This is a genomic window from Enterobacter cloacae complex sp. IR5428 (assembly GCF_049238585.1).
Taxonomy (GTDB): Bacteria; Pseudomonadota; Gammaproteobacteria; order Enterobacterales; family Enterobacteriaceae; genus Enterobacter; species Enterobacter intestinihominis.
This window is the reverse complement of record NZ_JBMKHV010000006.1, coordinates 219943-243536: the sequence shown is the minus strand read 5'-3', so window position 1 is coordinate 243536 and position 23594 is coordinate 219943. Positions and strand designations below refer to the sequence as shown.

Here is a 23594-nt window from a genome sequence, read left to right as displayed (position 1 = left end):
GCCTATACCCCAAAGCTTTCGCCGCAGCCGCATTCGTTCTGGGCTTTCGGGTTATGAAATTTGAATAACTGGTTTAAACCTTCCCGAACGTAGTCGACTTCGGTTCCATCAATAAACGGCATAGCCTGTAGCGCGACGTATAACTTTGCACCGTCGGTTTCAAAGACCAGATCGTCCTTTTTGGGTTCGGTTACGGTATCCAGCACGTAGCCAAATCCCGCGCAGCCCGTCTGCTTAACGCCTAAGCGTACGCCGAGGATGTCGGGATTTTTTGCCACCAGCTCATGAATATGCGCCGCCGCCGCGGGCGTCAGCGTTAAGCCACGCCAGGCAAAATCGGCCGGATTGAAGGTTTCTGAATGCAGTTCCATAGGTCCACCTCATCTGATAAGCCACCAGGGCATAACACCATGTTAGTGATAACGATTATCACTTCAACCCCCTGCGAGCAGGGGCTTTGGGCTAAACCGCCCTTTTTGGCTACTTTCATTAAGCATAGACCCTGTGACGGGATGCGGATGGGAGGGTTAGCTTTGTTCAATGCATTGATAAATAATGCATTTCATAAGAAAGGCGGTAAGGTGGCGGGCAATAATAAAAATTGTATTGAAAATACCTATTTTTGAGATAGCTAAAGTACGCCCAGGCATCATATACATTTTTTACGTATGCCTCCCCCTTAAGCCAGGTTCTTTTTAATTCTTTTTTGCCTTACCTGGGCGCGCATAAAGACGTTTGATGGATAAGTTAACCATTATTTATCAGTCTGATAGTGGTTAAATTCCGATCATGATTAATTACATAAACTCGTCCCTTTTCGGCGTAATGTTTCCCTTGTTAACCATTTATTCAGTAAGGGATTAAATTATGTGGAGTGCCCATAAAGCCGCAGTTCATGCTCGCCAGCATGCAGGTCAGTATAGCCAGAAAAGATGTGCAGAATTTGTTTCAAAATTCATTCGCGCCGGCGGTGCTAATCTACAGAACACACATTATGCTAAGGATATGAAAAGCAATTTAATTCTGGCGATCCTGCTTCTGCCCACTCTCGCATCCGCTGCACAGAAGTTACCCCCTGAGGTATCCGCTGCCCTTCAGTTTAATAAGTGGTACATCTCGCAAATTATTACCGGGAAAGAGCCCCTGAAAAACTATGAAGCGCTGAGGCCATATGTGACCCGCGAAACCATCAGCAAACTCAAAGCCATGGATAAGTTGGATCCAGATGAATATGACGTGCCTGACGTCGATTTGTTCATCAAGGCTCAGGGATATGAAGATGACTGGGACATCGTCAGTGCCCGGGCGCTGGATTACGATGCCGCCTGTATGCAGGTTTATATCTCATTCGGCAAAAAGCGGGATCACACCGTAATTGACTGCATGGTCAAGGAAGATGGCGTGTGGAAAGTTGAATCCGTGGCCAGTATGAATATTTCAGACAACCTGATGATGGAATAAACCGACGATATGACAGGGGTACTGATGCTATGCATCTTCGCGGATACCCCTGTCGTATCGCCAGAAGGCTAAAAACCCGCGCTGGCGGTTTACCGTTGGCCCCCTTAACATCAGTGATGGAACGAAACGGCGAAACCCTGTTCACGCCAGTGGTCGAGCTGCTCCTGTTGACGAGGCGTAGGTGCTTTACCGGTCCAGACGAAAATTTTTTGTCCAGGGAAAAGTTCCGGACGTGGAGAATCAATGGGTTCAGCCAGCACGTCGATATGCCAGCCCTTGTAGGCAAGACGGGCCGCTTCCAGCCACAAATGCGTACGGTCGTCGCACTCCCATCCAACCAGTAGCGCATCTTTACCTGCTTTTTTTCGTGATTCAACCAGGCTAGTAACGGCAAACTCAATCAGGACACCGTCGAGCAGGCTCGCCATATGACGCACCGTATTCTGATCCTGATTCATTCGCTGACGCACAGGGGTGATGATGTTATCTATCAGAACATCCATCGCATGGTCGCGGCGGAACTCACTGATTTTGGCGCGCAGTTTTGCCGGATTGGCATAGCGCAGAACGGTTAACATCTCTTCCTGAAACGATGCCCAGTTCCCATGCGTCATCACTTCTGTATTTTCAAGAAGCGCTTTTACTTTACCGACCGAAACACCCGTTTTCATCAGGCGTTTGATCTCTTCGATACGCAGGATATCTTCATCGTCAAACTGACGATGGCCCCCTTCGCTTCGCTGCGGCTTCAACAATCCATAACGGCGCTGCCAGGCACGCAACGTAACGGGGTTGATACCGCATCGTTCGGCCACTTCGCCGATACTGTAATAGGCCATTAACTCCCTCACGCACAATACTTCCATACCTAACCAAACCAACCTTATCAGATTGTACAAATCATTTGTATAACTAACTCCTCGTTCTGAGACAAGTGAATGGCTCAAAGAACCACTCACTCGTTAATATATTGTTGTATAAATTTAGCCGTACGTACAGGTCACTATTAAGAGTTACGTACAGGTTTTTATAAATCGTACTTTTTCTCGGGCCAGGCAATCGCCGGAATGCCCCCCAGACGCGGGCTGGCGAAAAGGTGTCCCTGGAACTGAGAAATCCCGGCGGATTCCAGCCACATCCACTCTTCAGCCAGCTCTACGCCAACCGCACAGAACAGAATTTCCAGGGACGCACAGCATTTAATGATCGACTGAATGATCGCCTGACGCGGGCCGCTCTTGTGCACGTTGGCAATCAAATCACGGTTGATCTTGATTCTGTCCGGCTGGAACTGGGCCAGCAGTTGCAGACCGGCGAATCCCGCGCCAAAGTGATCGATGGCCACGCTGATCCCGGCGCTTTTAAGCTGTTTGACCGCGCTGGTGAACTCTTCAAAGCGCGAGATGGCCTCGCTCTCGGTGAACTCGACTACAATTTGCTCCGACACAAAACCGTTCGCCTCAATTGCCGTCAGTAAAAAATCGACGGCGCCAGGAACATTGACCAGCGTCATCGGCAGCAGATTAATGGACAACGTTTGAGTCTGTAGGCCCAGCGCGCTGGCCATCGACAAAGCCACCTGTTTACTCTTCAGATCCGATTCGTACAGCGCCTCACGCGACAGGTTGGCAAAATAGCTTTCCGGAGACTCACCGGACGGCGTGCGGATCAGGGCTTCCCAGGAAACAACCTGCTGCATAAACGGATCGACGATAGGTTGAAACGCGAAACTACAGTCCGCGCCCTTTGCCACTACCGTCGGCTGGGAGGATAACGGCGTGTTTTCGGTGACAAACTCCCAGGCGTCAGCAGGAGGCAGCTCAAAGTAGTTGGCTTTTTCAGTGGCCTCAACGAAGGTGCGGAAAAATTGCAGGGCGCGATCGTTATAGGTTAGCTGATAGCGGCTTGTGCCTTTATCAAGAACCTGTTGCAGCACTTCGTTGGTGTCGTACTGACGAAGGTCAAAGAGCTCCATACCCACGTTGCCAAAACGTCTTGAAGGCCCGTGATCGCTTAACAATTCGACCACGTTGTGATGCCGTGGGTCACGGCAGATGAGCTCATAGATCTCCTTAACGTTATCAGCGGGCCCTTCAAGTAACTGAAAAAAGTGTGTGCCGTTAAACAGCAAAATCCCCGTCACATCGAACTGGCGATTTCTACAATTTGCAGCAGCGACCATGTCTTCCAGCGCTTTCACTGGAACGTCCTCGCAGATATGACTGCGGTAAATGATGGTTGTGAGCATGCTAATCCTGAAGATTGAGGGGGTGACCACGAAAACACGTGGGGAAAACTCTGTTATAGCACATTAATTGCCCAACAAATAATTTACATCTCAACGATTTACACGGCTTTTTTGCGTCATTTACGGGCTTGTACAACTCTGCGACGCCGCTTCGGATTGTACAATATATCTTGTGAATACCGCAGTAAATCGTATAAGAATAAGCATCTGATAAATAATGATTTTATAAAATATATTATAAAATATTTAAAAAATTGTACATTTTAAATGTACAGATTTGAAAATTATGTATACCTTAAATGTAACGTTACTGATTACAGAATTTTACAGGAGCGAAACATGCAGCAGAACGGAAACCTCGCAGACTCAGCAACAGCGATTGCGCAATACTTCGAAAAAGCCGCGCTTCCAACCCAACAGGAAACCCTGGGTCAGGTTGTTGTTGAAATCCTTAGCGATGGGCGGAATCTGAATCGCAAATCGCTCTGCACAAAACTGTTGAGTCGCCTTGAAAGGGCCAATGGTCCGGAAGAGGAACATCATTATCACCTGCTTCTTGGTCTGCTCTTCGAACGTTAATGTTATGAACAGCAGTGATGCGGACCGACTGATCGACCAGCTTATTGGAGAAGCCGCTCTTTCACTTTTGAAGGAGCGCGGTCCCGTGACGACCGAGGGATTGGTTCAGCGTCTGCGTAACATGCAAGCCTGTGAGACGGATCCCCAGCGGCGGGAGACATTAGCGAGGGTGATAGCTGAAATCAGCACAGGCACTGTCGCTTTTAAAGGTCGCAGAACCGCACAAGGACGAATACAGAGAGAGGGATCTCTCAAAAATAATCGAGACAATGTAGTGCCGTTATTTGGAAATGGAAAACCGTCCGATCCCAAAAAGATGCATTGACTACAACTTTACAGCAACGGTGAGAACAAATGAGACAAAATATTCAGCTTCAACCCGAATACCACTCCGCCTTTTTAGATAGCGCGTTGTCGGAGTATTTCCGTCACGCAGGCGATCGCTTTGCTGAAGAGTCTGCCATTTTTTCGACTGCGGTTCGTTGTGTTCTCGCTTCTGAAGGTCATCTGACCAACAAAGCGATCATTCTCTGGCTGATCCAGACGCTGGAAACTACCGACGATGTCGTTAAGGCGGATGTGATCCGCAAGACGCTGGAAATTGTTGTCGGTTATACCATGGACGATCTTTAACGCCTCTCCCTTCCCATCCTTACGGATAGCGTGTCATCGTCAATACTGACGAACAGACTGACGATGACACATCCTCTCTTCCCTGACGCCCTGTTAATCAAGCACGCTGAATGTGGCATGGATCCTGCTTAGTCCGCTAAGGGACTGGGCTTTCCAGTAAACATTGCTTCATTTCTTAACAGGTCTGTTATTGATGAAAAAAATCGCCAGCGTCTGCCCTTACTGTGGTGCAGGCTGCAAACTAAACCTCGTCGTTAAAAATAACCGGATTATCCGTGCCGAAGCCGCTGATGGCGTAACCAATCAGGGCACGCTTTGCCTGAAAGGATTCTACGGCTGGGACTTTCTTAACGACACACGGCTGCTTACCCCCCGTCTGACGCAGCCCATGATCCGCTACAGCAAAGGCGAGTCCTTTACCCCTGTTACCTGGGAAGAGGCCATTCGCTATACTGCTCACATGCTTAAAAGCATCAAAGATCAGTACGGCCCTCGATCCATTATGTCCACGGGGTCCTCGCGGGGAACGGGCAATGAGACCAACTATGTGATGCAAAAATTTGCCCGTGCGGTGCTGAACACTAACAACGTCGACTGCTGCGCCCGCGTCTGTCACGGTCCGTCCGTTGCCGGTTTACAGGAGACCCTCGGCAACGGTGCCATGAGCAATTCCATTAACGATATTGAAAACTCAAAATGCCTGCTGGTGTTCGGCTATAACTGCGCCGACTCTCACCCCATCGTCGCCCGACGCGTGCTTAAAGCACGTGAAAATGGCGCAAAAATCATCGTCTGCGATCCGCGTCATATTGAAACGGCACGCATTGCCGATCTTCATCTTCAGTTGAAAAACGGCAGTAACATGGCGCTGGTCAATGCCTTTGGCTATGTCCTGCTTGAAGAGGAACTGTACGACAAAAACTACGTTGCCCGCTTCACAGAAGGGCTTGAGGCTTACCGACTGACGGTAAAAGATTACGCACCCGAGCAGGTTGAACATCTGACGGGCATTCCCGCGCGGGATGTTCGTCAGGCAATGCGCATGTTCGCGGCGGCGCCTTCAGCAACGGTAATGTGGGGAATGGGCGTTACGCAGTTTGGTCAGGCGGTTGATGTGGTGAAAGGTCTCTCCAGCCTGGCGCTGCTCACCGGCAACCTGGGCCGCCCTGCCGTCGGCGTAGGTCCGATTCGCGGGCAAAATAACGTTCAGGGTGCCTGCGATATGGGCGTTTTGCCCAATATGTTCCCCGGCTACCAGGATGTCACTGACCCGGCAGTCAGACTGAAATTTGCCGATGCGTGGAAAATCAATGTCAGCCGGATGGACGATCGCGTCGGGACGCGTATCACCGAAGTGCCGCATCTCGCGCTGGAAGGTAAGATCAAAGCCTATTACATCATGGGGGAAGATCCGCTTCAGACAGAAGCCGATCTGGGCCTGGTCCGCCGCGGCTTTGAGTCCCTCGATTTTGTGGTGGTTCAGGACATCTTTATGACCAAAACGGCAGAGGTGGCTGACGTACTGCTCCCTGCCACGTCATGGGGAGAACATGCTGGCGTGTTCACCTGTGCCGATCGCGGCTTCCAGCGTTTTGGCAAGGCCATTGAGGCCAGCGGCAACGTCAAGCGCGACTGGGAGATCATCAGCCTGCTGGCCACGGAGATGGGCTATCCCATGCATTACGAGAATAACCAGCAGATCTGGGACGAAATGCGCGAGCTGTGCCCCCTCTTCTACGGCGTGACCTACGAAAAAATGGGCGAGATGGGCCATGTCCAGTGGCCCTGCCCAACCCTTGATCATCCCGGCACACCCTATCTGTACAGGGATAATCAGTTCGACACACCCACTGGCAAAGGCCAGCTGTTTGCTGCCCCCTGGCGCGCTCCGGCCGAGACACCGGATACGGATTACCCGCTGGTACTTTGCACGGTGCGCGAAGTCGGTCACTACTCCTGTCGCTCAATGACCGGGAACTGCGCGGCGCTGCAAAGCCTGGCCGACGAGCCGGGCCGGGTGCAAATGAACCCGGCCGACGCTGATGAGCGTGGGATCGCCGACGGCCAATTGGTCTGGGTACGTTCACGCCGGGGTAAAGTGATCACGCGCGCCAGCATCAGCGAGCGCATCAATGCGGGAGCAATCTATATGACCTACCAGTGGTGGATTGGCGCCTGTAATGAGCTGACGCAGGATAATCTAGACCCGATCTCCAGAACGCCTGAAACGAAATATTGCGCCGTGCAGATGGAGGCGATCGAGGACCAGCGCTGGGCGGAGGATTTTGCGGCTTCTGCGTACCAGACCATGAAGACGAGGTTGATCGCTGCGGTTAACGTTTAAATGCATTGCCGGGTGGTGGCTATCACTGCCCGGCCAGCTATCCGCTGGCGTTTTACGCTATCTGTTCTGCATAATTATTTTCCAGGTAATCGCGAAGCAGGTTCGGACGGCTCTTTTTCTCCATCAACCTTCTCAACAGTACGATCAGCTCGTAATCGCTTCGCAGATTAAATTTTTGCATCAGCATATATTTATGGGTAAAGACCGTTTTCTGGCTCATCTCCAGCGTCTGAGCGGTCTGCACTACCGACAGCCCTCGGTAAAAATTGACCAGAATACGAATTTGTTGCCGGGATAACCCTTTATGCTGGCAGTCGAAGCAGTTATGTTTAGTCCATGTATAACCCGGTAATTGCGTCCTGAACCACGCGATAAACAATACGCCACTGATACGATCAAGCGATGCACGGCGAGGGAGAAAAATAATGTCCTGAAAGCAGGAGGGCAACGCCGAAAAGCGCAGTTCATCGTCGACAAACCCTAGCACAATCCCTTTTTGCCGGGCGAGTAACTCGGGAAAACAGGTCAGTGTTTCACCCTGGCATAATGACAGGACAATAATATCGGCCTGACTGACGTTTTCATGGGTCAGCGCCAGGTTAAATGTGATGGCACGATGAAAGTTATGTTTAAAAAAATCCTCGAAAAATTCATGTAGCCCAGCCTGAAAAAATAGATCGGTTTCCTGAATAAGAATATTTAACATAGCTCATACCAACGTCTTTAAAAAAGGCATATCACCGGCGCTCAGTTGTACTGCATCGTCATCACCACAACTGCACTGATGCTTCCCGGCGTGACGCCACCCGTCACGGATTTAACCGAGGCCTGCATAGCCATTGTCGCGGTTCTGTCGGCACCAATAGTTTGAGTCATGCCAGAGCCTGTTCCTTTAAGCGTACCCGTTTGGGCATCGCGCATGGCTATCGCCACGTGCGTGGCCGAACCGCTGTTCATAAAATAGTCCGCGCCCGCCGCGGGATCGGGGCTGCCGGTAAAAGAGACGGTCACACTTTGCGTTCCCGTTGGGCACTGGGTGAACAGCAGACTAAATGGCACCGGATCCGATGTTGAGCCCGGCGTCGCCATATTGGATGCCTGAATATTGCCCAGATTGACATCGAGGCTGTTACTCCCGCCATTAAATATGCACGGCGACGCAACGATATTTCCCGTCACACCGATGTTGACGCTATCAGCGGTGAAAGCCTTCCCGCTGAGTAAAGCCAGTAACAGCAGTGTCCCGTATATTATTTTCATCTTCGTACCTGCTACTGATAGGTCAAATTAAGGGTGGCGGAGGCATTTGCTGAACCTGACTCCACGCGGTTCAACGTCTGGTAATATCGGGCCGTTAACGGCAACGTCTCTTGCCCGCCGGCAGACTGCCGCAAGAATAGTCGGCTGTTCATCACCAGCGGCGCACCGTTATAGATAAGCTGCACCCCAACCCCTTTTGCGGTGCCGGCATTTCCCTGCCCGGTTAAGGCCATCACGCTGGTATTGGCGCTGTCCGGATTCTGTATTCCACTGAGCGAGACCGTAATATTGGTTCCGGCGGCGCAGGTTAAGCCCAGGTTTTGCGTGTTCTGTGCTCCCGCTGGCGTGGTGCCCACCACAGTGCCGAACGCCGAGGCGGGGATATCCCCGATCGGAAACGTCAGCTGTGACGTATTCACCGTGCACGCCATGGCATTAATGGTTCCGGCGGTGAGCTGCGTGGTCAGGCCGTCACGATAGATGCCGTCGCTCCCCTGAAGCGTCACGACGCCGATCGCCCCCGGGGTTAACGCCCCCGATGAGACCGGGCCAGTCACCACCAGCTCAATCCTCCCGCCATACCAGTCGACATAGGAGGTCTGCGCATTGTACGAGAACGTATTGCTCGGGTTTTCAAAATAGGCGTTGGAGGAAAAGCGTATGCCTATCCCGCTGACGTTAGTGTTGTAAACATGATTGCCGTAGCTGCTCAACGTGGCGCTGTTGTAGCGCATGCTGAATCCCAGCATCAGCGGATTAGCACATCCAGTAAGATAGGAACCGGTGGCTGTCGCCGCGCCGGAAAAGACCACCGTGCCGACAGGCGCATCACGCTGCACGTTAATCGTCCCCACGGACAGGGTTGACAGCTGCGGCGTGATGGTGGTGCACGTACCGGCACGGGCGAGGTTTCCCGCCGCGAGCAAACAGAGAAGCAAAATCACGATAAGCCATTTCATGTTAACGTTCCTGACGGCAGGAGGCGCGCATGTCAGCGATCCCACCGAATGTTGAGTGTGTCGGCAGGCTGAAATCAGCGCGGCATTGCTGGCTGGGCTGACTCCCCCATGTCGCGACTAACGTCCCCTCCTCGCGCATACCGGTTAAATAAACCTGACCGCGATCGCCCACAATAAAACTGCTGCTCTCATCACCGACAAGGGTGACCACCGCCCCAAACGGAACGGCGCGTTCGTTGTCGGTCAAGGTCATCAGCACCCGGCGACCTGACTTCGGCAAATAATCGGCTCTCACCACCGCTCCCCGTGTCGGCGTTACCGTGCGGGTGTTGATCTCCAGTTCGACATCCTCCGGCATATTTTCCGGATCGAGAGTGAGATCGTTTTTTCGGTAGACCGAAAGGTTGCTCACGACCGTATAACCGCGAACATCTGTCCGTACACCGGGCTGATTGCGGATATCCACGCCGTGGGCGCCAGGAGCTTTAATTAAGGCGTTGGTCTCCCCCAGCGGCTGAGAAAGCGTGATGCCATCAGCATGGGCGAGAATGCCGCCTTGTAGCCCGTAATTCAGGCGTTCACTGTTTTTGTCATAACCATACCCCGCCGTGGCTTCGCCATAGGTGCCTCTGTAGTTCGCGTTAACGTTGCCGGTATAGCCCACGCCCTCTGTGCCGTATCCCTGCTGCACGTTCCAGTTCAGGGCTCGGTTTTCGAGTGCCACCCCGTTCAGACCGATGCTGTGTGTCGTCCCGTTATTCCTGCTGGCGTTCATGCCATAGTTCGCCCATGTCTGCGGCAAAAATTTATCCAGCGGAATGCTGATGTTGAACGCCAGAAGCTGGTCGTGATCAGCGTTTTTTTGGTTGTCGCGGGTTTCTGACGCTGAGCGGACATTTTTGCTGTAGGTCCATGTCAGGCCATAGCTGATGTTGTGCCAGTAGTTGCTATAGCCGACGCTCCACGAAGCCATCGACTTACCGTCATTCCAGTAATCTTCCTGCGCCGCACTGAGGGTAAGCGCGCCCAGGTTGTCCCCCAGCGTCTGGCTCATTGTCAGCTCGGCACGGTTACGTCGCCTGTCCTGAAGCGCGCTGCTGTCGCCGTACGAATCGAGGACCTCCTGCATCCCGTAATAGCCGCGGGTCGAGTAGCGATACCCGGCAATCGAAAAGTTCGTCCCGGAATTAATAAAATTCTTGCTGTATCGGGCCCGCCACGACTGACCGCTTGTTTTCGCGGCATGCTCCGGCGTTGACCAGCCCTGGGTGAGGTCTGCGGATATCGCCCCGAAATCGCCCATGTTCTTGCCCACCCCCAGAGCCGCCGACTGGTACTTATCTGCCCCCTGAACGCCGCCATAGAGCGTGAGGCCGTAAGGGAGGCCGTAGATTCCGGTCAGTTGCCCGAAGGGGGTTTTCTCCACGCTACGGTTATACGATCGATACTGCCCGGCGGTAAGGGCATATTTCAGGCGCCCCTCCCGTTGCAGGACCGGCAGCGAAGCGTACGGCAGGGTGAAATGTTGCTCACTGCCATCGGCTTCGACGATCGTGACTTCAAGATCGCCCGCGCCGCCGGTGGGATACATATCCGCGATCTCAAACGCGCCCGGCGCCACATAGCTTTGGTAGATTTGATAGCCATTCTGACGCACCACGACCTGCGCGTTAGTTCGCGCAATACCGCGCACCACCGGCGCATAGCCTTTCAGGGAATCCGGTAGCATGTCGTCGTCGGACGCCAGCTGGACGCCGCGAAAAGGCATGCTGTCAAAGACATCGGCAGGGGCGGAACTGTCTCCGAGCGTAAGCTGGGCTTGCAGGGGAATAATCGCGCGCTGCATCAAGGTATAGACATTGTCCCACTTATCCTGGCCGGACGCATCGCGGGACCAGGTGGTGTAGTTGCGTAACCGCCAGGGACCGACGTTGATCCCCGGTCGCAGGTTTGCATACTGACTGTCGCTGCGGGTGCCTGCCCCGCTTCTTGCCCGGCTGTTCGCGCCGCTCAGGCTGTAGTTGAGCATGGCCGCGGTAATGCCTTCATCCCACATCTCCGGCGGAACGTAACCTCTCGCTGGCAGATCTATGGCAGCCTGTGGGATGCTGATTGCCAGACGCTGGGCGCCAAACTGGAAGTCCGCGCTGGCCTGTGGAATCGCCTTGAGATCGGCGCATTCTCCTTGCCCGGCGTCGAGCTGCGGGAAAAGCGCCGTTTTCACGCCCCACGCTTTTAACTGCCTGATACTCAGGCACGGCTGCAACGTTTCACTGCCGTTAGCATCCTTCACTGCCATGAAACGAATATCCCGCGTTTCCAGCAGCCGATCGTCAAGAATAATATCAACGAGGTACGTCCCGGGCGCCTGCGAGCCGGATTCAAAGGCAGATAAATCCGCTTTTCCCATTCCGGGATTATCCAGTTCTACCAGTTCCGTATTAAACGTCTCACTGGCCCACAGTGTGGGAGAGAAACCCGCAAGCGCGAGGGCAATGAATATTGCCAGGCGCGCAGGCTGCACTGTATTAAATGCCGTTGTCATGACGAGCACCCGATTAATGCAAAGGGATCACAAACTGGCCCGGTGTAATTCGCCAGGATTGCCATAATCGTTAATGACTTTAAACGTCAGCGTATTGCCATTGGTCCCATTCGGTAACGGGAAACGAACTGAGCCTGAAGGCATTACGTACGTGACATCGTCAAGTTTTTTACCCCCGACCGTTATTTCATTGAAATTGATAACGTACGGCGTTGGGTTATTTACCTGCAGAGCATTTCCCGCACGATGCCAGGTTAATTTGTTGGTTTGTTCCTCAGGGGTAGACGCACGAAGGCTCTCTGGCCGATAAATAAGTTTAATGCGCGTTTTGACGGCAATTTGCAGCGAGTTCATCTGCTTTGAAGCTGATGGAATAGCTTTAATGTTCAGCCAGAATAAACTCTCCTGCCCCTGAGGCAGCGAGCCTGTCATGACAATACGCTCAAGGTTTTTTTGCCCGCCATCCAGCCGATACAGCGGAGGCGTAATAATAAAAGGCGCTTTACCGGATTGCCCATCCTGAACATCAATCCACGACTGGATTAAATAAGGAACGTCATCAGGATTGGTGATACTTATTGACGCTTCTTTTTTTGCCCCATCGAAAATAATGCGGGTGCCGCCAATAACTACTCCAGCACTGGCGGATGTTAACGTCAGCGATAACAGCGCCATCGCCAGGCCAGTTGTCGTTATAAAACGCATTTCAATACCTCATAAAACAAGGGGCCGGGAAGCCCCCTGCTAATTACTGCCAATGACTTAGTTGTAAACCACTGAGAAGTTCGCGACCGAGTTAGCCGGGCCCGCGGTCACGGACGCTGCGGTGGAGATATACTGCGCGTAGAAGTTCAGTGTATTATCAGCCGTACTGCTGAGCGCGTAGGTATAGCTGTTGCTGCCGTACAGCGGCAGATCGGCTTTATCTGCAGTCATCAGGTTAATCGCTACCCCTGTGGCCGCCCCCGCCACGGACGTATCAATCGCCAGCAGGCTGGCGTTGGTTAAATCCGGCGTACCGTCAAAACGGACTTTTGCATTAGTGACCGTCACAGGACAGTTTTTCAAAATAATATTAAACTGCGTCGCAGCCGTTCTGGCTCCCGCCGTCGGGAATTCCGTTTTATAATAATCGCCCAATACCACCACCTGGTTCTGAGATGCCACATCTACGTCGCAGGCAGAATCCAGAATATTTCCGTTAAAATTAACGGTACCTGCCGCTGCAAATGCATTGGTCATGGTGAGTACAGAACCTGCCGCTAACATTGCCATCATCAATTTTTTATTCATAATTCTCTTTCCTGTATTACTTTATTTATTACCGATATTCAGTTGCAGAAATAAAACCCCTTTCGACGAATCAAAATTTATACAACTCTTTTTCTACGCACAATCGATTTTAGGGTCTAGCTGTAGACTCTCTTTTAACAAAAACAAAACAAATTACTTTGGAAATATCTTAACAATAAAGTCCCCGGTCTACTTTTAGACCTAAGTCAAAAATGTTTCAAATTCAACTAATTAACACTCATTAATAGGCAAGTCTATAATTAGACTCGACGAAAATATTCCCTGACTAACTGTTTTTTAAGATAATTCTTTATGTCGATCAAAAAATGATCGCGTCAGTGTATGAGGCCTCTTATGAACACCCGTATTGCGCCCGTTTCAGGCAATGAAATAACAACAGTGCTTGGCGCTAAGCCTCTTAAGCACATTGAAAAAATAATCGATAATGTTTTGCCGCATACGGAAAGATGCATCATGGCTAAAGGTGAAGTCATCCATTATTATTCCGGTGATATCCGCCAGTGCTTTTTACTGTTACATGGCAGCGTGGCATTGCATCGTCGAGGTGACGGTATCGTCTTAAATTCCGAATCCGCACCTTTTATACTCGGCGTGAGCAGCCAGTTTTCTTCTGAGCACCTCTACGTAAGAGCGCTGGAAACTTCAGAGGTGGCTAGCGTTACGCTGGAGCGTTTTAATCACGTAGTCGCACAACAGAATTTATGGGAGTCCTTCTCGAACCTGCTGATCTATACCGCATCGCGCGTTTACGAACATTGTGCCCAGATATCGCAGATGTCGGCTTACGACATTATCCGCTTTCAGCTGGTAGAACTGATGCAGGAGCCGGAAGCCATAAGACAAAGCATTACCGCCGCAGCCTATATCAAAAGCCGCACCTATCTTTCACGCAGCGGCATTATGCGGATCCTGGCGGAGTTGCGGACGGGGAAATACATCACTATGGAGCGCGGCGTGCTAATCGAGATCCATCACTTACCCCGCAAGTACTGAGGCTGTTTTTATCTCTGGAGAAGGTGGAAAATAAGAGCGACACTATAGAAAGTACAGTCTCTTTCCAGGTTAACGCTATGTCTTCTGACAAACCATCGCATCGCGGCTCTCCCTATGCCCAGGAACTGATTTCCCACTTACAGCCGCACTGCGCCACGTATAAAACCGATCCCGGTGAGCAACTTGATCTGCAGGTTAACGGGCAGAGTATGTGTTATTTAATTCTCGAGGGCACAATCGCGATATACAGAAGAAGCGACGACATGATGCTTACCACCGCGCGCAGCCCCGCCCTGTTTGGTCTCGCTAATCTGACGGACATATATTTTAACGATTATCTCAAAACGGTGACGCCATGCCTGATCGGCGTGCTACCAACCGATCGGGTGGCAGAAGTTATCAAAGAGAAGGCGTTATGGGGGCTGCTTTCTAATCATCTGATGTTTGTCTATAACCGCCTTTATCATAACGTCATGCCGAAAGGTGCGCCAACGGCTTACGAGATGATTCGTCAGCAGCTCATGATGCTGATGCAGGAAGATGACAGCTACCGACGCAGCGTGACGGCGGAAAGGTACATCCGGGATAAAACCCGGCTTTCCCGCAGCGGCGTAATGCGGATACTGGCTGACCTGAAAACGGGCGGGTTCATCGAAATGGAAGAAGGCCGGCTCATTAAAATTAACAAACTGCCTGCCAAATACTGAGTTTCAGACACAAAAAAGGCCGCGCGGGCGGCCTTTTCTTCACTGCTCAATGGACGTGAACGCCCAACCGCCAGGCAAAGTAGATCTCTTCTTTCAGCTCGTTTGAAGAGAGCGCCAGCAAATCCGTAAATTCCAGCTCAAGTTGTTTCAGCTTTTTCAGGTACTGCGCCGGAGACAGATTGCTTTTATCGCGACGTAAATATTCAATTGCCAGCTGTGTTGGGGTTATTTCAGTATCCATGATGTCCTCGCTTATGTTCAAAACGTGACCAGTATATCACAATCAGGCGGCTAATTTTTGACCAAAAGCAAGACATTCGGAAACTTTACACAACGGCCGTCGTCAGTCTGGATGAACAACACAGGCGATCCTGCTCGTCCAGTATATCAATCTGCCACACCTGATGACGACTTCCGGCGTGCAGTGCGCGGCAAACACCGCGCACGCGTCCGCTGCGAACGGAGCGGATGTGGTTGGCATTGACCTCCAGCCCGACCACCTTCTGCTCCCCTTCCGTACACAGGTAACCCGCGACCGACCCCAGCGTTTCGGCCAGCACGACGGACGCACCGCCGTGCAGCAGGCCAAACGGTTGATGAGTACGACTGTCTACTGGCATCGTCGCTTCAAGTTCATTATCGCCAATGCGCGTAAACTGGATATCCAGCAAACCGACCATGTTTTCCGCACCCATGGCATTTAAGGCCTGCAGAGTGACCGCACGTTTCCAGATCATCCGATAATCTCCAGTAAAGCCTGCAAGGGATGGCGAACGCCGTTACCTTCCACCCGTTTCACCTGGCTGCGGCAGGAGTAGCCCGTCGCCAGACAGCGGTTACGCGGCAGGCGCTGCATTGCCTGGTGCCACGACAGCTCGTAAATGCCGAGCGAGTTAGCGTGGTTTTTGACTTCATGACCGTAGGTTCCGGCCATACCGCAGCAACCCACGTTGACGCTTTCCAGCTTCGCGCCATAGCGGGCGAAGATAGAAGCCCACTGGGTAGGCGCCGTCGGCAGCGCGGTCACTTCAGTGCAGTGCCCAAACAGGTACCAGGATTCTCCGCTGACCTCCTGAGGGGCCGTTTGCTTCAGCACCGAAGGCAGCCACTCATGCACCAGTAAGACCTGAAAATCACCGCGCTTATCGCCGAGCGTCTGCTTATATTCATCCCGGTAACAGAGCACCAGCGCCGGATCGACGCCCACCATTGGCATATCGAGCTGCGCCACGCGATTCAGGAAATCTGAAGTTTTCTGCGCGGTTTTCGCGAAGCGGGTCAGGAAACCTTTAATGTGCTGCGCCTTGCCGTTCGGCGAGAACGGCAGTACCACCGGCTGGTAGCCAATTTTCTCTGCCAGACGGACAAAATCAGCCACCACCTGCGCATCGTAATAGCTGGTAAACGGATCCTGCACCACCAGCACCACCTTCGCTTTCTGCTCAGGGCTTAATGCTTCCAGTTGTTCCAGGGTCATGTTCGCCGAGCGGTGCCCCACCAGCCGACGCTGGAGCGATGGCACCGACAGCAGCGGCAGATCCACCATGCCGATATGTTTTTCAGACAGTTTGCGCACCAGCGGCTGATTGATAAAGAAGTTAAAGGTTTTTGGCGCACGAGCCATTAGCGGCGCGTAACTCTCCACCGTTGCCACCAGATGATCGCGCATCGGGCGCAGATAACGCGTGTGGTACAGCTGGAGGAAGCGGGAACGGAATTCCGGCACGTCAATTTTAATCGGGCACTGGGTTGAACACGCCTTGCACGCCAGGCAGCCGGACATCGCCTCTTTCACCTCATGCGAGAAATCGTATTCGCCTTTATTCGCATGCCAGCTGTTGCGGGTCCGTTCGATGAGCCTGCGCAGGCTGGTGCGTTTTTCCGGCAGCTCCAGTTCCAGCTTGAGCGGGTCAATGCCGCGGTCAGCCAGCAGGCGCAGCCATTCGCGCACCAGCGTCGCACGTCCTTTTGGGGAGTGGATGCGGTTGCTGGTGATTTTCATCGACGGACACATCGGGCTTTTCACATCGAAGTTGAAGCACAGCCCGTTGCCGTTGCACTCCATCGCGCCGCGCCAGGAAGCGCGAACCGCAATCGGAATTTGTCGGTCATAGGTGCCGCGCTTGACGGCGTCTACCTGCAACATCGGCGCATCAACGCCCTCTGGCGGGCAGATTTTACCCGGGTTAAGACGGTTATCAGGATCAAAAGCGGCTTTCACCTTACGCAGCTCGGCGTAGAGTTGTTCGCCAAAAAACGCCGGGCTGTACTCGGCGCGGAATCCTTTGCCATGCTCTCCCCATAACAAACCGCCATATTTGGCCGTAAGGGCCACGACTTCGTCGGAGATCTCCTTCATCAGGATCTCCTGCTGCGGATCACACATGTCCAGCGCCGGGCGCACGTGTAGCACACCCGCGTCAACGTGCCCGAACATGCCATAGCTCAGACCATGGCTGTCGAGCAGCGCACGAAACTCCACAATATAATCCGCCAGATGCTCCGGCGGCACGCAGGTATCTTCCGCAAACGGAATCGGCTTCGCCGCCCCTTTCGCGTTACCGAGCAGCCCCACCGCCTTTTTACGCATCGCGTAGATTCGCTCGATGCCGGAGAGGTCGTTACACAGCTGCCAGCCAATGACGCCGCCTTCCCCCTGTGCAATCAGCTCATCCAGACGCTGGCAGAGCGTGCTCACCTGGCTCTCAATCAGCTCTGCGTCATCCCCGGCGAACTCGACGATGTTCAGACCGAGCATCTCTTTATCCGGCACGTCGGTAATCAGTTCGCTCACCGAATGCCAGACAATATCTTCCCGGGCCAGGTTCAGTACTTTTGAATCAACGGTTTCCACCGACAGCGCCCGCGCCTCCACCATAAACGGGGCATTACGCAGCGCGGAGTCAAAGGAGTTGTATTTGACGTTCACCAGACGGCGCACCTTCGGCAGCGGGGTGATATCCAGACGCGCTTCGGTGATAAAGGCCAGCGTCCCTTCTGACCCGGTCAGTACGCGGGTAAGATCGAACTGGCTCAGATCGTCATTAAAGACATGGCGCAGATCGTAGCCCGTCAGGAAGCGATTGAGCTTCGGGAATTTGTCGAGGATCAGTTCGCGATTTTCGCGGCAGCGCTCCAGCACGGTGCGATAAATCCGTCCGCTGGTGGTGCTCTCTTTTGCCAGCGTTTCAGCCAGTTCGACCGGCAACGGCTGGGTATCGAGAATATCGCCCCCCAGCAGCACCGCCCGCACACCCATGACGTGATCGGAGGTTTTGCCGTAGACCAGCGAGCCCTGCCCTGAGGCATCGGTGTTGATCATCCCGCCAAGGGTTGCGCGGTTACTGGTGGAAAGCTCGGGCGCAAAAAAATAGCCATACGGTTTTAAAAACTGATTCAGCTGATCTTTGATTACCCCCGCTTCCACACGCACCCACCCCTCTTCCGGGTTGATCTCAATGATGCGATTCATATAGCGGGACATATCAACGATGATGCCCTGGTTCAGCGCCTGCCCATTGGTGCCCGTCCCGCCGCCGCGCGGGGTAAAGACCAGGGAGCTGAAACGCTCCTGCGACGCCAGACGGGCGATGAGGGCCACATCGGCGGTAGAGCGCGGAAAAACGACAGCATCGGGAAGAAGCTGGTAAATACTGTTATCGGTTGCCATCGTCAGCCTGTCGGCATAATCGGTGGCGGTATCACCTGTAAAACCCTGTTGCTCCAGTGCCTGCAAAAAATTAAGCACCAGTTGAACGACGCCCGGTGCCTGAGAAATCTGTGGGATCATTGCTGTCGACCCTAATGAGAATAGTGTGAAATCGTTTGCGTTGTGTCTGGAAAGTTTTATCACATTTTTTTCTTATGTGCTTCGTAGAATTACGGGCAAAATCCGCCTGTCAAAAATCGCTGAAATCACTAATGATTAGAGAGATGCGGTTTATATTCCCATCAGCCTTGCTGGTGTTCATTTAAGGAAAGTTTCGTTTATGGTCAATCTTCGTCAGCCCAGGGATGTCGCACAGATACTGCTGTCGGTGCTGTTCTTAGCCATTATGATTATTGCGTGTCTGTGGATTGTTCGTCCTTTCGTGCTCGGATTTGCCTGGGCCGCGACCGTCGTGGTCGCAACCTGGCCTTTACTCTTACGTTTGCAGAAACTGCTGTTTGGTCGCCGCGGCCTTGCCGTGCTGGTGATGACGCTGCTGCTGTTCCTGCTGTTTATTATTCCCATTGCGCTGCTGGTTAACAGCCTGGTTGACAGCAGCGGCCCGGTTATTCGCGCGGTCACCAGCGGTGACATGACGCTGCCGGATCTCGCGTGGCTGAACAGCATTCCTGTTGTGGGCGCAAAACTATACAGCGGCTGGCACAGCCTGCTGGAGATGGGCGGTAGCGCCCTGATGGCCAAAGTGCGCCCGTACATCGGCACAACTACCACCTGGTTTGTCGGGCAGGCTGCGCATATTGGTCGCTTCATGATGCACTGTACGTTGATGCTGGTCTTCAGCGCCCTGCTGTACTGGCGCGGCGAGCAGGTTGCGCTGGGGGTACGCCATTTCGCCACCCGGCTGGCAGGTAAACGCGGCGATGCGGCCGTGCTGCTGGCAGCCCAGGCCGTTCGCGCGGTGGCGCTCGGCGTGGTGGTCACAGCGCTGGTGCAGGCGGTGCTTGGCGGTATCGGGCTGGCGGTTTCCGGCGTACCTTATGCCACCATTTTCACCGTTGTCATGCTGATGACCTGTCTGGCACAGCTTGGTCCGCTGCTGGTGCTGGTTCCCTGCATTATCTGGCTTTACTGGACGGGGGACACGACCTGGGGCACGGTGCTGCTGGTCTGGAGTTGCGTGGTGGGCACCATGGATAACGTGATTCGTCCTCTCCTCATCCGCATGGGCGCTGATCTGCCGCTGATTCTGATCCTGTCCGGGGTGATCGGGGGGTTGATTGCCTTCGGCATGATTGGCCTGTTTATCGGTCCGGTGCTGCTTGCGGTAACCTGGCGTCTCTTCTCTGCCTGGGTGCATGAAGTGCCGTCACCCGGAACCGATCCGGACCTCATCTTAAGCGAACTTGAAGAGCTGGAAGATAAGAACGCGCAGTAATAACCTTTGCCGGGTGGCGCTAACGCTTACCCGGCCTACACTCTTCGCAGGAATACTTAAACGTTGCTAAACTATTTATTCTCTGCGCACTGGTCAGACCCGCCTTTTCATGCCTAAAACCGTCATTCTCTTCAAGAAATCTTTACCTCCCTTTAACTATTGAGACGAATCCGATCGACTCATAAAGTTGGCATGCCTACTATTAAGACACGGTTATAAATCAACACCTTGATTTATAAGCATGGAAATCCCCTGAGTGAAACAACGAATTGCTGTGTGTAGTCTTTGCCCATCTCCCACGATGGGCTTTTTTTTTATTTACCTTATGCTGAGCGCACAGGATTTAGGCGTGTTTTAAACGAAACAACCGTTCATTACAGACGGATGAATAGCGATGAAAGAGTTTTACTGTTTAGTTCCATTCGTCATAAGCATATGCCATTTCACTATCAACTGAATATCTTTCTCGTACCAACAGCCAATTGGCGTTCCTAAAAACGCCATCATTTAGCTTTATCTTTTATACTTTTTTCAACCTGAGCATGAAGATTCATGCAGTTTATATACCCTTCTCTACGCGCTGCGTTGACTTCCGTAGCGTGTCTTAACTCCATTGCTAACAACTTATCTTCCATGACAGAAAGGCGATAAATCAGGGCGCACACAATCATTAAAAGAATAATGAATAACACCGAAATATCTACAACCACTTAACCTCTCCAGTTACTTATTGAATCCTGAGTTCTGACGCTATGCACTGTAGTTCTTCGTTTTCCCTGCATTGCGTTGTCATGTAGCCGTTGCACAGGGAACTTAAATCAGACAGAGTCCGTATATTCATTTAAATTTCATCTTTTATAGCTCATCAAACCTATCAGGCTATCTGGCGCAGTCCTGCAACCAGCAGACGGTGAGGAGTAGCTATATCAGTTCCAGGCTCAGAGCAAGGCGGCTAAGACTATTCTTATGCGAACTATTTTTTTAAGTTATTAGTGCTTTGTAAGTTCATTTTCCTCTTTTGATTGCTTGAAAGAGGACTCGCCTTTGTGGCCAGGCGAGTCCTGAATATTAATTTTTACAAATTTCACTCCTACTCAACATCTGCCATTCCCCCTCCAGCACCCGCGTCTCCCCGGTCACCTGCACGTTCACCACCTCGCGAATATCCGCCGAGGACGCGCCAACCTGTAGCTCAAATTCACCTGGCTCGACAATCCGCTTCCCGTCCCGGCGGGTGAAATTAAACATCTCCACCGGCAAGGTAAAGGTCAGGGTGGCGGTTTCTCCCGGTGAAAGCGTAACGCGTTGAAACGCTTTCAGCTCCTGAAGCGGACGAACCTGCGTCGCGACTTTGTCACGCACGTACACCTGTATTACTTCGCTGCCGCTGCGCTCCCCGATGTTGCTGACATCGACGCTTAACACCACCTCTCCGTCGACCGGGACGTGGCTTTCAGCGAGACGCGCCGCACTCCAGTGAAACTGCGTCCAGCCAAGACCGTAACCGAACGGGTAAAGTGCGCCGAAATGGAACGCAAACGGCGTGCCGCCGCTTTTCAGCTTGTGGTTATAGTAGTACGGCATCGCCCCGGCGTTTTTCGGCACGCTGACTACCAGCCTGCCCTGCGGCTCCGCGCGGCCGGTTAAGATATCGGCAATCGCCCAGCCCCCTTCCTGCCCCGGCGCCCAGGCCATCATCAGCGCGGCCACCTTCTCTTCCAGCCCCTGAAGGTTATAAGGACGCCCACCCGTCATGACGACAATTACCGGCTTGCCGGTTGCCACCAGCTCCTCCAGCAGCTGTTGCTGCATGCCCGGCAGATTCAGCGAATCGGTATCCGATCCTTCCCCCACGGTGCCGCTCTGGAATAGCCCGGCGAGGTCGCCCACGCAGGCCACCACCACGTCACTCTCTTTTGCCGCGCTCACGGCTTCGGGGATCAAATCCGTGCGTTGTGAAACCGGCGATTGCTGCATCGGTTTACCGCCGCTGTCGCCCGGGAACACCGGCGCACCCGCCATCCGTTTTTCGATAATGTGGCACCCTTTGGCGTAACGTATCTGCGATGCACCAAGGTACTGTTCCAGCGCTGCGCGCGGGGTTGTCACCTGCGAGGTCTCTTCAACCATATCGCTGATGATCAGGTGAACCGGGAAGCTGTAGCCGCTCAGCAACGCCAGCGGATCGTCCGCCGTCGGCCCCACTACCGCTACACGGGGTTTTCCGCCGAGGGGCAAAATGCCGTTATTTTCCAGCAGCGTGATCGATTTTGTTGCCACCTCGCGCGCCACCTGCCGGGTCGCCTCATTCTGCAAATCGATACCTTTTTCGTCGGCGTACGGTTTTTCAAACAGCCCGAGACGGAATTTTTCACTTAGCACGCGCGCCACAATCTCATCCACCTTCGCCATGGAGATAAGCCCACGCTCTACCGCTTCCGCCAGATGACGCGCGCAGTCATCCTTCGGCAATTCCACGTCCAGCCCGGCGTTAAACGCCAGCGCCGCCGATTCTGCTGGATCGTGAGAAATCCCGTGGTGCTGGTGCAGCAGGCTGACGCCGCCGTAATCCGCGACAATAATGCCGTCGAAGCCCCACTGATCACGCAGCACGGTGGTGAGCAGGAAATGGTCGCTGTGCCCTGGCTGATTATCAATGTCATGATAGGCTGGCATCACCGAACCGGCGTTGGCCAGCTTCACCGCCATCTCAAACGGTAGCAGGAAGGTATCGTTTAGCTCGCTGAAACCCAGATGGACCGGCGCATGATTGCGCGCCCCTTCGCTGAAGGAGTGCCCCACGTAATGTTTCAGGGTCGCCAGCAGATCGCGCTTATCGCCCTGCAACCCCTTCACGTACGCCGTCGCCATCACCCCTACCAGCCACGGATCTTCCCCAAAGGTCTCTTCCGTCCGTCCCCAGCGCACATCGCGCGAGACATCCAGCACCGGGGCCAGCCCCTGCTGGCACCCGACAGACCGGGCCTCGTTGCCAATCTGCTCCGCCGCGCGCTGCACCAGCGCCGGGTCCCAGGTGGAACCGTAGTTCAGCGACGACGGGAACAGGGTTGCATCTTTGCACAGCAGCCCCACCAGACACTCCTCATGAAACAGCGCCGGAATGCCGAGCCGGGTCTCCTCCATCATCATACGTTGCAGGCGGTTAGCGGCACGCACGCCGGTTTTTGCATCAACAATGTGCGTGCCGAGCGGACGGGTGATCTGCCCGACGCCCAGCTTCAGCCTTTCGCTGAGGGACGCCTGTTCGCTCACGCCGGCGAACTCATCGCTCAAATCGCTACGCTCGCGGTGGTTGCCGTGTTCATCGAGGATCAGCCAGTACGCGTGCATCTGGGCAAATTTCTCTTCCGGCGTCATACGCGCCAGTAAATCAGCGACACGCTCGTGTACGGGACGTCCCGCGTCCTTGTAGATCACAGTCATGG

Annotated in this window: 22 protein-coding genes and 1 other RNA gene; 9 read left to right on the top strand and 14 right to left on the bottom strand. The window is 53.3% G+C overall.

The features are described 5' to 3' along the window. Positions 1-2: 2 nt before the first annotated feature. Complete coding sequence (gene sufA / locus ACOTXC_RS11260; RefSeq protein ID WP_022647873.1) at positions 3-371, bottom strand: Fe-S cluster assembly scaffold SufA; 369 nt, start codon at positions 369-371, stop codon at positions 3-5. 496 nt (positions 372-867) lie between these two features. Here sufA and ACOTXC_RS11255 point away from each other — a divergent pair, with 496 nt between their 5' ends. Beyond that, a complete protein-coding gene (locus ACOTXC_RS11255) occupies positions 868-1461 on the top strand; it encodes a DUF3828 domain-containing protein (RefSeq protein WP_421767655.1) in 594 nt (197 codons plus the stop codon). A gap of 110 nt (positions 1462-1571) precedes the next feature. On the opposite strand, the gene ACOTXC_RS11250 is transcribed toward ACOTXC_RS11255, so the two are convergent. After that, on the bottom strand, positions 1572-2300 hold the full coding sequence (locus ACOTXC_RS11250; protein ID WP_023299929.1) for a MerR family transcriptional regulator: 729 nt from the start codon (positions 2298-2300) through the stop codon (positions 1572-1574). A 188-nt stretch (positions 2301-2488) separates the two neighbouring features. Continuing rightward, the gene (locus tag ACOTXC_RS11245) at positions 2489-3709 is read right to left on the bottom strand and encodes a diguanylate phosphodiesterase (RefSeq protein WP_421767654.1); all 1221 of its coding nucleotides are present in this window, start codon (positions 3707-3709) and stop codon (positions 2489-2491) included. Between the two features lie 339 nt (positions 3710-4048). On the opposite strand from ACOTXC_RS11245, the gene ycgZ reads away from it, so the two are divergent. From ycgZ to fdhF, 4 genes are all read left to right on the top strand, one after another. Further along, positions 4049-4288: a regulatory protein YcgZ gene (gene ycgZ, locus ACOTXC_RS11240; RefSeq protein WP_421767653.1), complete on the top strand. Its 240-nt coding sequence runs from the start codon at positions 4049-4051 to the stop codon at positions 4286-4288. A 4-nt stretch (positions 4289-4292) separates the two neighbouring features. Further along, complete coding sequence (locus ACOTXC_RS11235; protein WP_032622175.1) at positions 4293-4613, top strand: hypothetical protein; 321 nt, start codon at positions 4293-4295, stop codon at positions 4611-4613. 29 nt (positions 4614-4642) lie between these two features. Next, positions 4643-4921: a biofilm/acid-resistance regulator YmgB/AriR gene (locus ACOTXC_RS11230; RefSeq protein WP_022647868.1), complete on the top strand. Its 279-nt coding sequence runs from the start codon at positions 4643-4645 to the stop codon at positions 4919-4921. Positions 4922-5114: 193 nt separating this feature from the next. Then, positions 5115-7265, top strand: coding sequence for a formate dehydrogenase subunit alpha (fdhF, locus tag ACOTXC_RS11225; RefSeq protein ID WP_421767652.1), 2151 nt, complete (start codon positions 5115-5117; stop codon positions 7263-7265). A 52-nt stretch (positions 7266-7317) separates the two neighbouring features. Here the strand turns inward: fdhF and ACOTXC_RS11220 are convergent, their stop codons facing one another. Genes ACOTXC_RS11220 through ACOTXC_RS11195 form a run of 6 tightly spaced genes read right to left on the bottom strand, consistent with a single transcriptional unit; the run spans position 7318 to position 13322 of the window. Continuing rightward, positions 7318-7971 carry a helix-turn-helix transcriptional regulator gene (locus tag ACOTXC_RS11220; protein WP_032624380.1) on the bottom strand — a complete coding sequence of 218 codons (654 nt, stop codon included), beginning with the start codon at positions 7969-7971 and terminating at the stop codon, positions 7318-7320. Positions 7972-8012: 41 nt separating this feature from the next. After that, on the bottom strand, positions 8013-8525 hold the full coding sequence (locus tag ACOTXC_RS11215; protein ID WP_421767651.1) for a fimbrial protein: 513 nt from the start codon (positions 8523-8525) through the stop codon (positions 8013-8015). 11 nt (positions 8526-8536) lie between these two features. Beyond that, positions 8537-9484, bottom strand: a complete 948-nt coding sequence (locus tag ACOTXC_RS11210; protein ID WP_058677986.1) for a fimbrial protein — start codon at positions 9482-9484, stop codon at positions 8537-8539. Between the two features lies 1 nt (position 9485). Continuing rightward, entirely contained in the window at positions 9486-12029 is a 2544-nt protein-coding gene (locus tag ACOTXC_RS11205) for a fimbria/pilus outer membrane usher protein (protein ID WP_421767650.1), read from the bottom strand. A 27-nt stretch (positions 12030-12056) separates the two neighbouring features. Then, complete coding sequence (locus tag ACOTXC_RS11200; RefSeq protein ID WP_022647862.1) at positions 12057-12734, bottom strand: fimbrial biogenesis chaperone; 678 nt, start codon at positions 12732-12734, stop codon at positions 12057-12059. A gap of 57 nt (positions 12735-12791) precedes the next feature. Next, positions 12792-13322 (bottom strand): fimbrial protein, encoded by a 531-nt coding sequence (locus ACOTXC_RS11195; protein WP_022647861.1) that lies wholly within the window; start codon positions 13320-13322, stop codon positions 12792-12794. Between the two features lie 354 nt (positions 13323-13676). Between ACOTXC_RS11195 and ACOTXC_RS11190 the strand changes: the two genes are divergently transcribed. Both ACOTXC_RS11190 and ACOTXC_RS11185 read left to right on the top strand, forming a co-directional pair. Next, entirely contained in the window at positions 13677-14336 is a 660-nt protein-coding gene (locus ACOTXC_RS11190) for a winged helix-turn-helix transcriptional regulator (RefSeq protein ID WP_022647860.1), read from the top strand. 77 nt (positions 14337-14413) lie between these two features. After that, positions 14414-15043: a helix-turn-helix domain-containing protein gene (locus ACOTXC_RS11185; protein ID WP_180243813.1), complete on the top strand. Its 630-nt coding sequence runs from the start codon at positions 14414-14416 to the stop codon at positions 15041-15043. 46 nt (positions 15044-15089) lie between these two features. Here the strand turns inward: ACOTXC_RS11185 and ACOTXC_RS11180 are convergent, their stop codons facing one another. The 3 genes from ACOTXC_RS11180 to ydiJ form a co-directional block, all read right to left on the bottom strand. Further along, complete coding sequence (locus tag ACOTXC_RS11180; RefSeq protein WP_003857766.1) at positions 15090-15284, bottom strand: YdiH family protein; 195 nt, start codon at positions 15282-15284, stop codon at positions 15090-15092. An 85-nt stretch (positions 15285-15369) separates the two neighbouring features. Next, positions 15370-15780, bottom strand: a complete 411-nt coding sequence (menI, locus tag ACOTXC_RS11175) for a 1,4-dihydroxy-2-naphthoyl-CoA hydrolase (protein ID WP_023305978.1) — start codon at positions 15778-15780, stop codon at positions 15370-15372. Beyond that, on the bottom strand, positions 15777-18833 hold the full coding sequence (gene ydiJ, locus ACOTXC_RS11170; RefSeq protein ID WP_421767649.1) for a D-2-hydroxyglutarate dehydrogenase YdiJ: 3057 nt from the start codon (positions 18831-18833) through the stop codon (positions 15777-15779). Before ydiJ ends, menI begins: the two co-directional genes overlap by 4 nt. A gap of 199 nt (positions 18834-19032) precedes the next feature. Here ydiJ and ydiK point away from each other — a divergent pair, with 199 nt between their 5' ends. Then, positions 19033-20148, top strand: a complete 1116-nt coding sequence (ydiK, locus tag ACOTXC_RS11165; protein ID WP_421767648.1) for an AI-2E family transporter YdiK — start codon at positions 19033-19035, stop codon at positions 20146-20148. 209 nt (positions 20149-20357) lie between these two features. After that, an RNA gene (rprA, locus tag ACOTXC_RS11160) (antisense sRNA RprA) lies at positions 20358-20465 on the top strand. A gap of 186 nt (positions 20466-20651) precedes the next feature. Here the strand turns inward: rprA and ACOTXC_RS11155 are convergent. Both ACOTXC_RS11155 and ACOTXC_RS11150 read right to left on the bottom strand, forming a co-directional pair. Beyond that, complete coding sequence (locus ACOTXC_RS11155) at positions 20652-20858, bottom strand: hypothetical protein (RefSeq protein WP_022647855.1); 207 nt, start codon at positions 20856-20858, stop codon at positions 20652-20654. A gap of 358 nt (positions 20859-21216) precedes the next feature. After that, positions 21217-23592, bottom strand: coding sequence for a glycoside hydrolase family 3 N-terminal domain-containing protein (locus ACOTXC_RS11150; protein WP_421767647.1), 2376 nt, complete (start codon positions 23590-23592; stop codon positions 21217-21219). Positions 23593-23594: the final 2 nt, after the last annotated feature.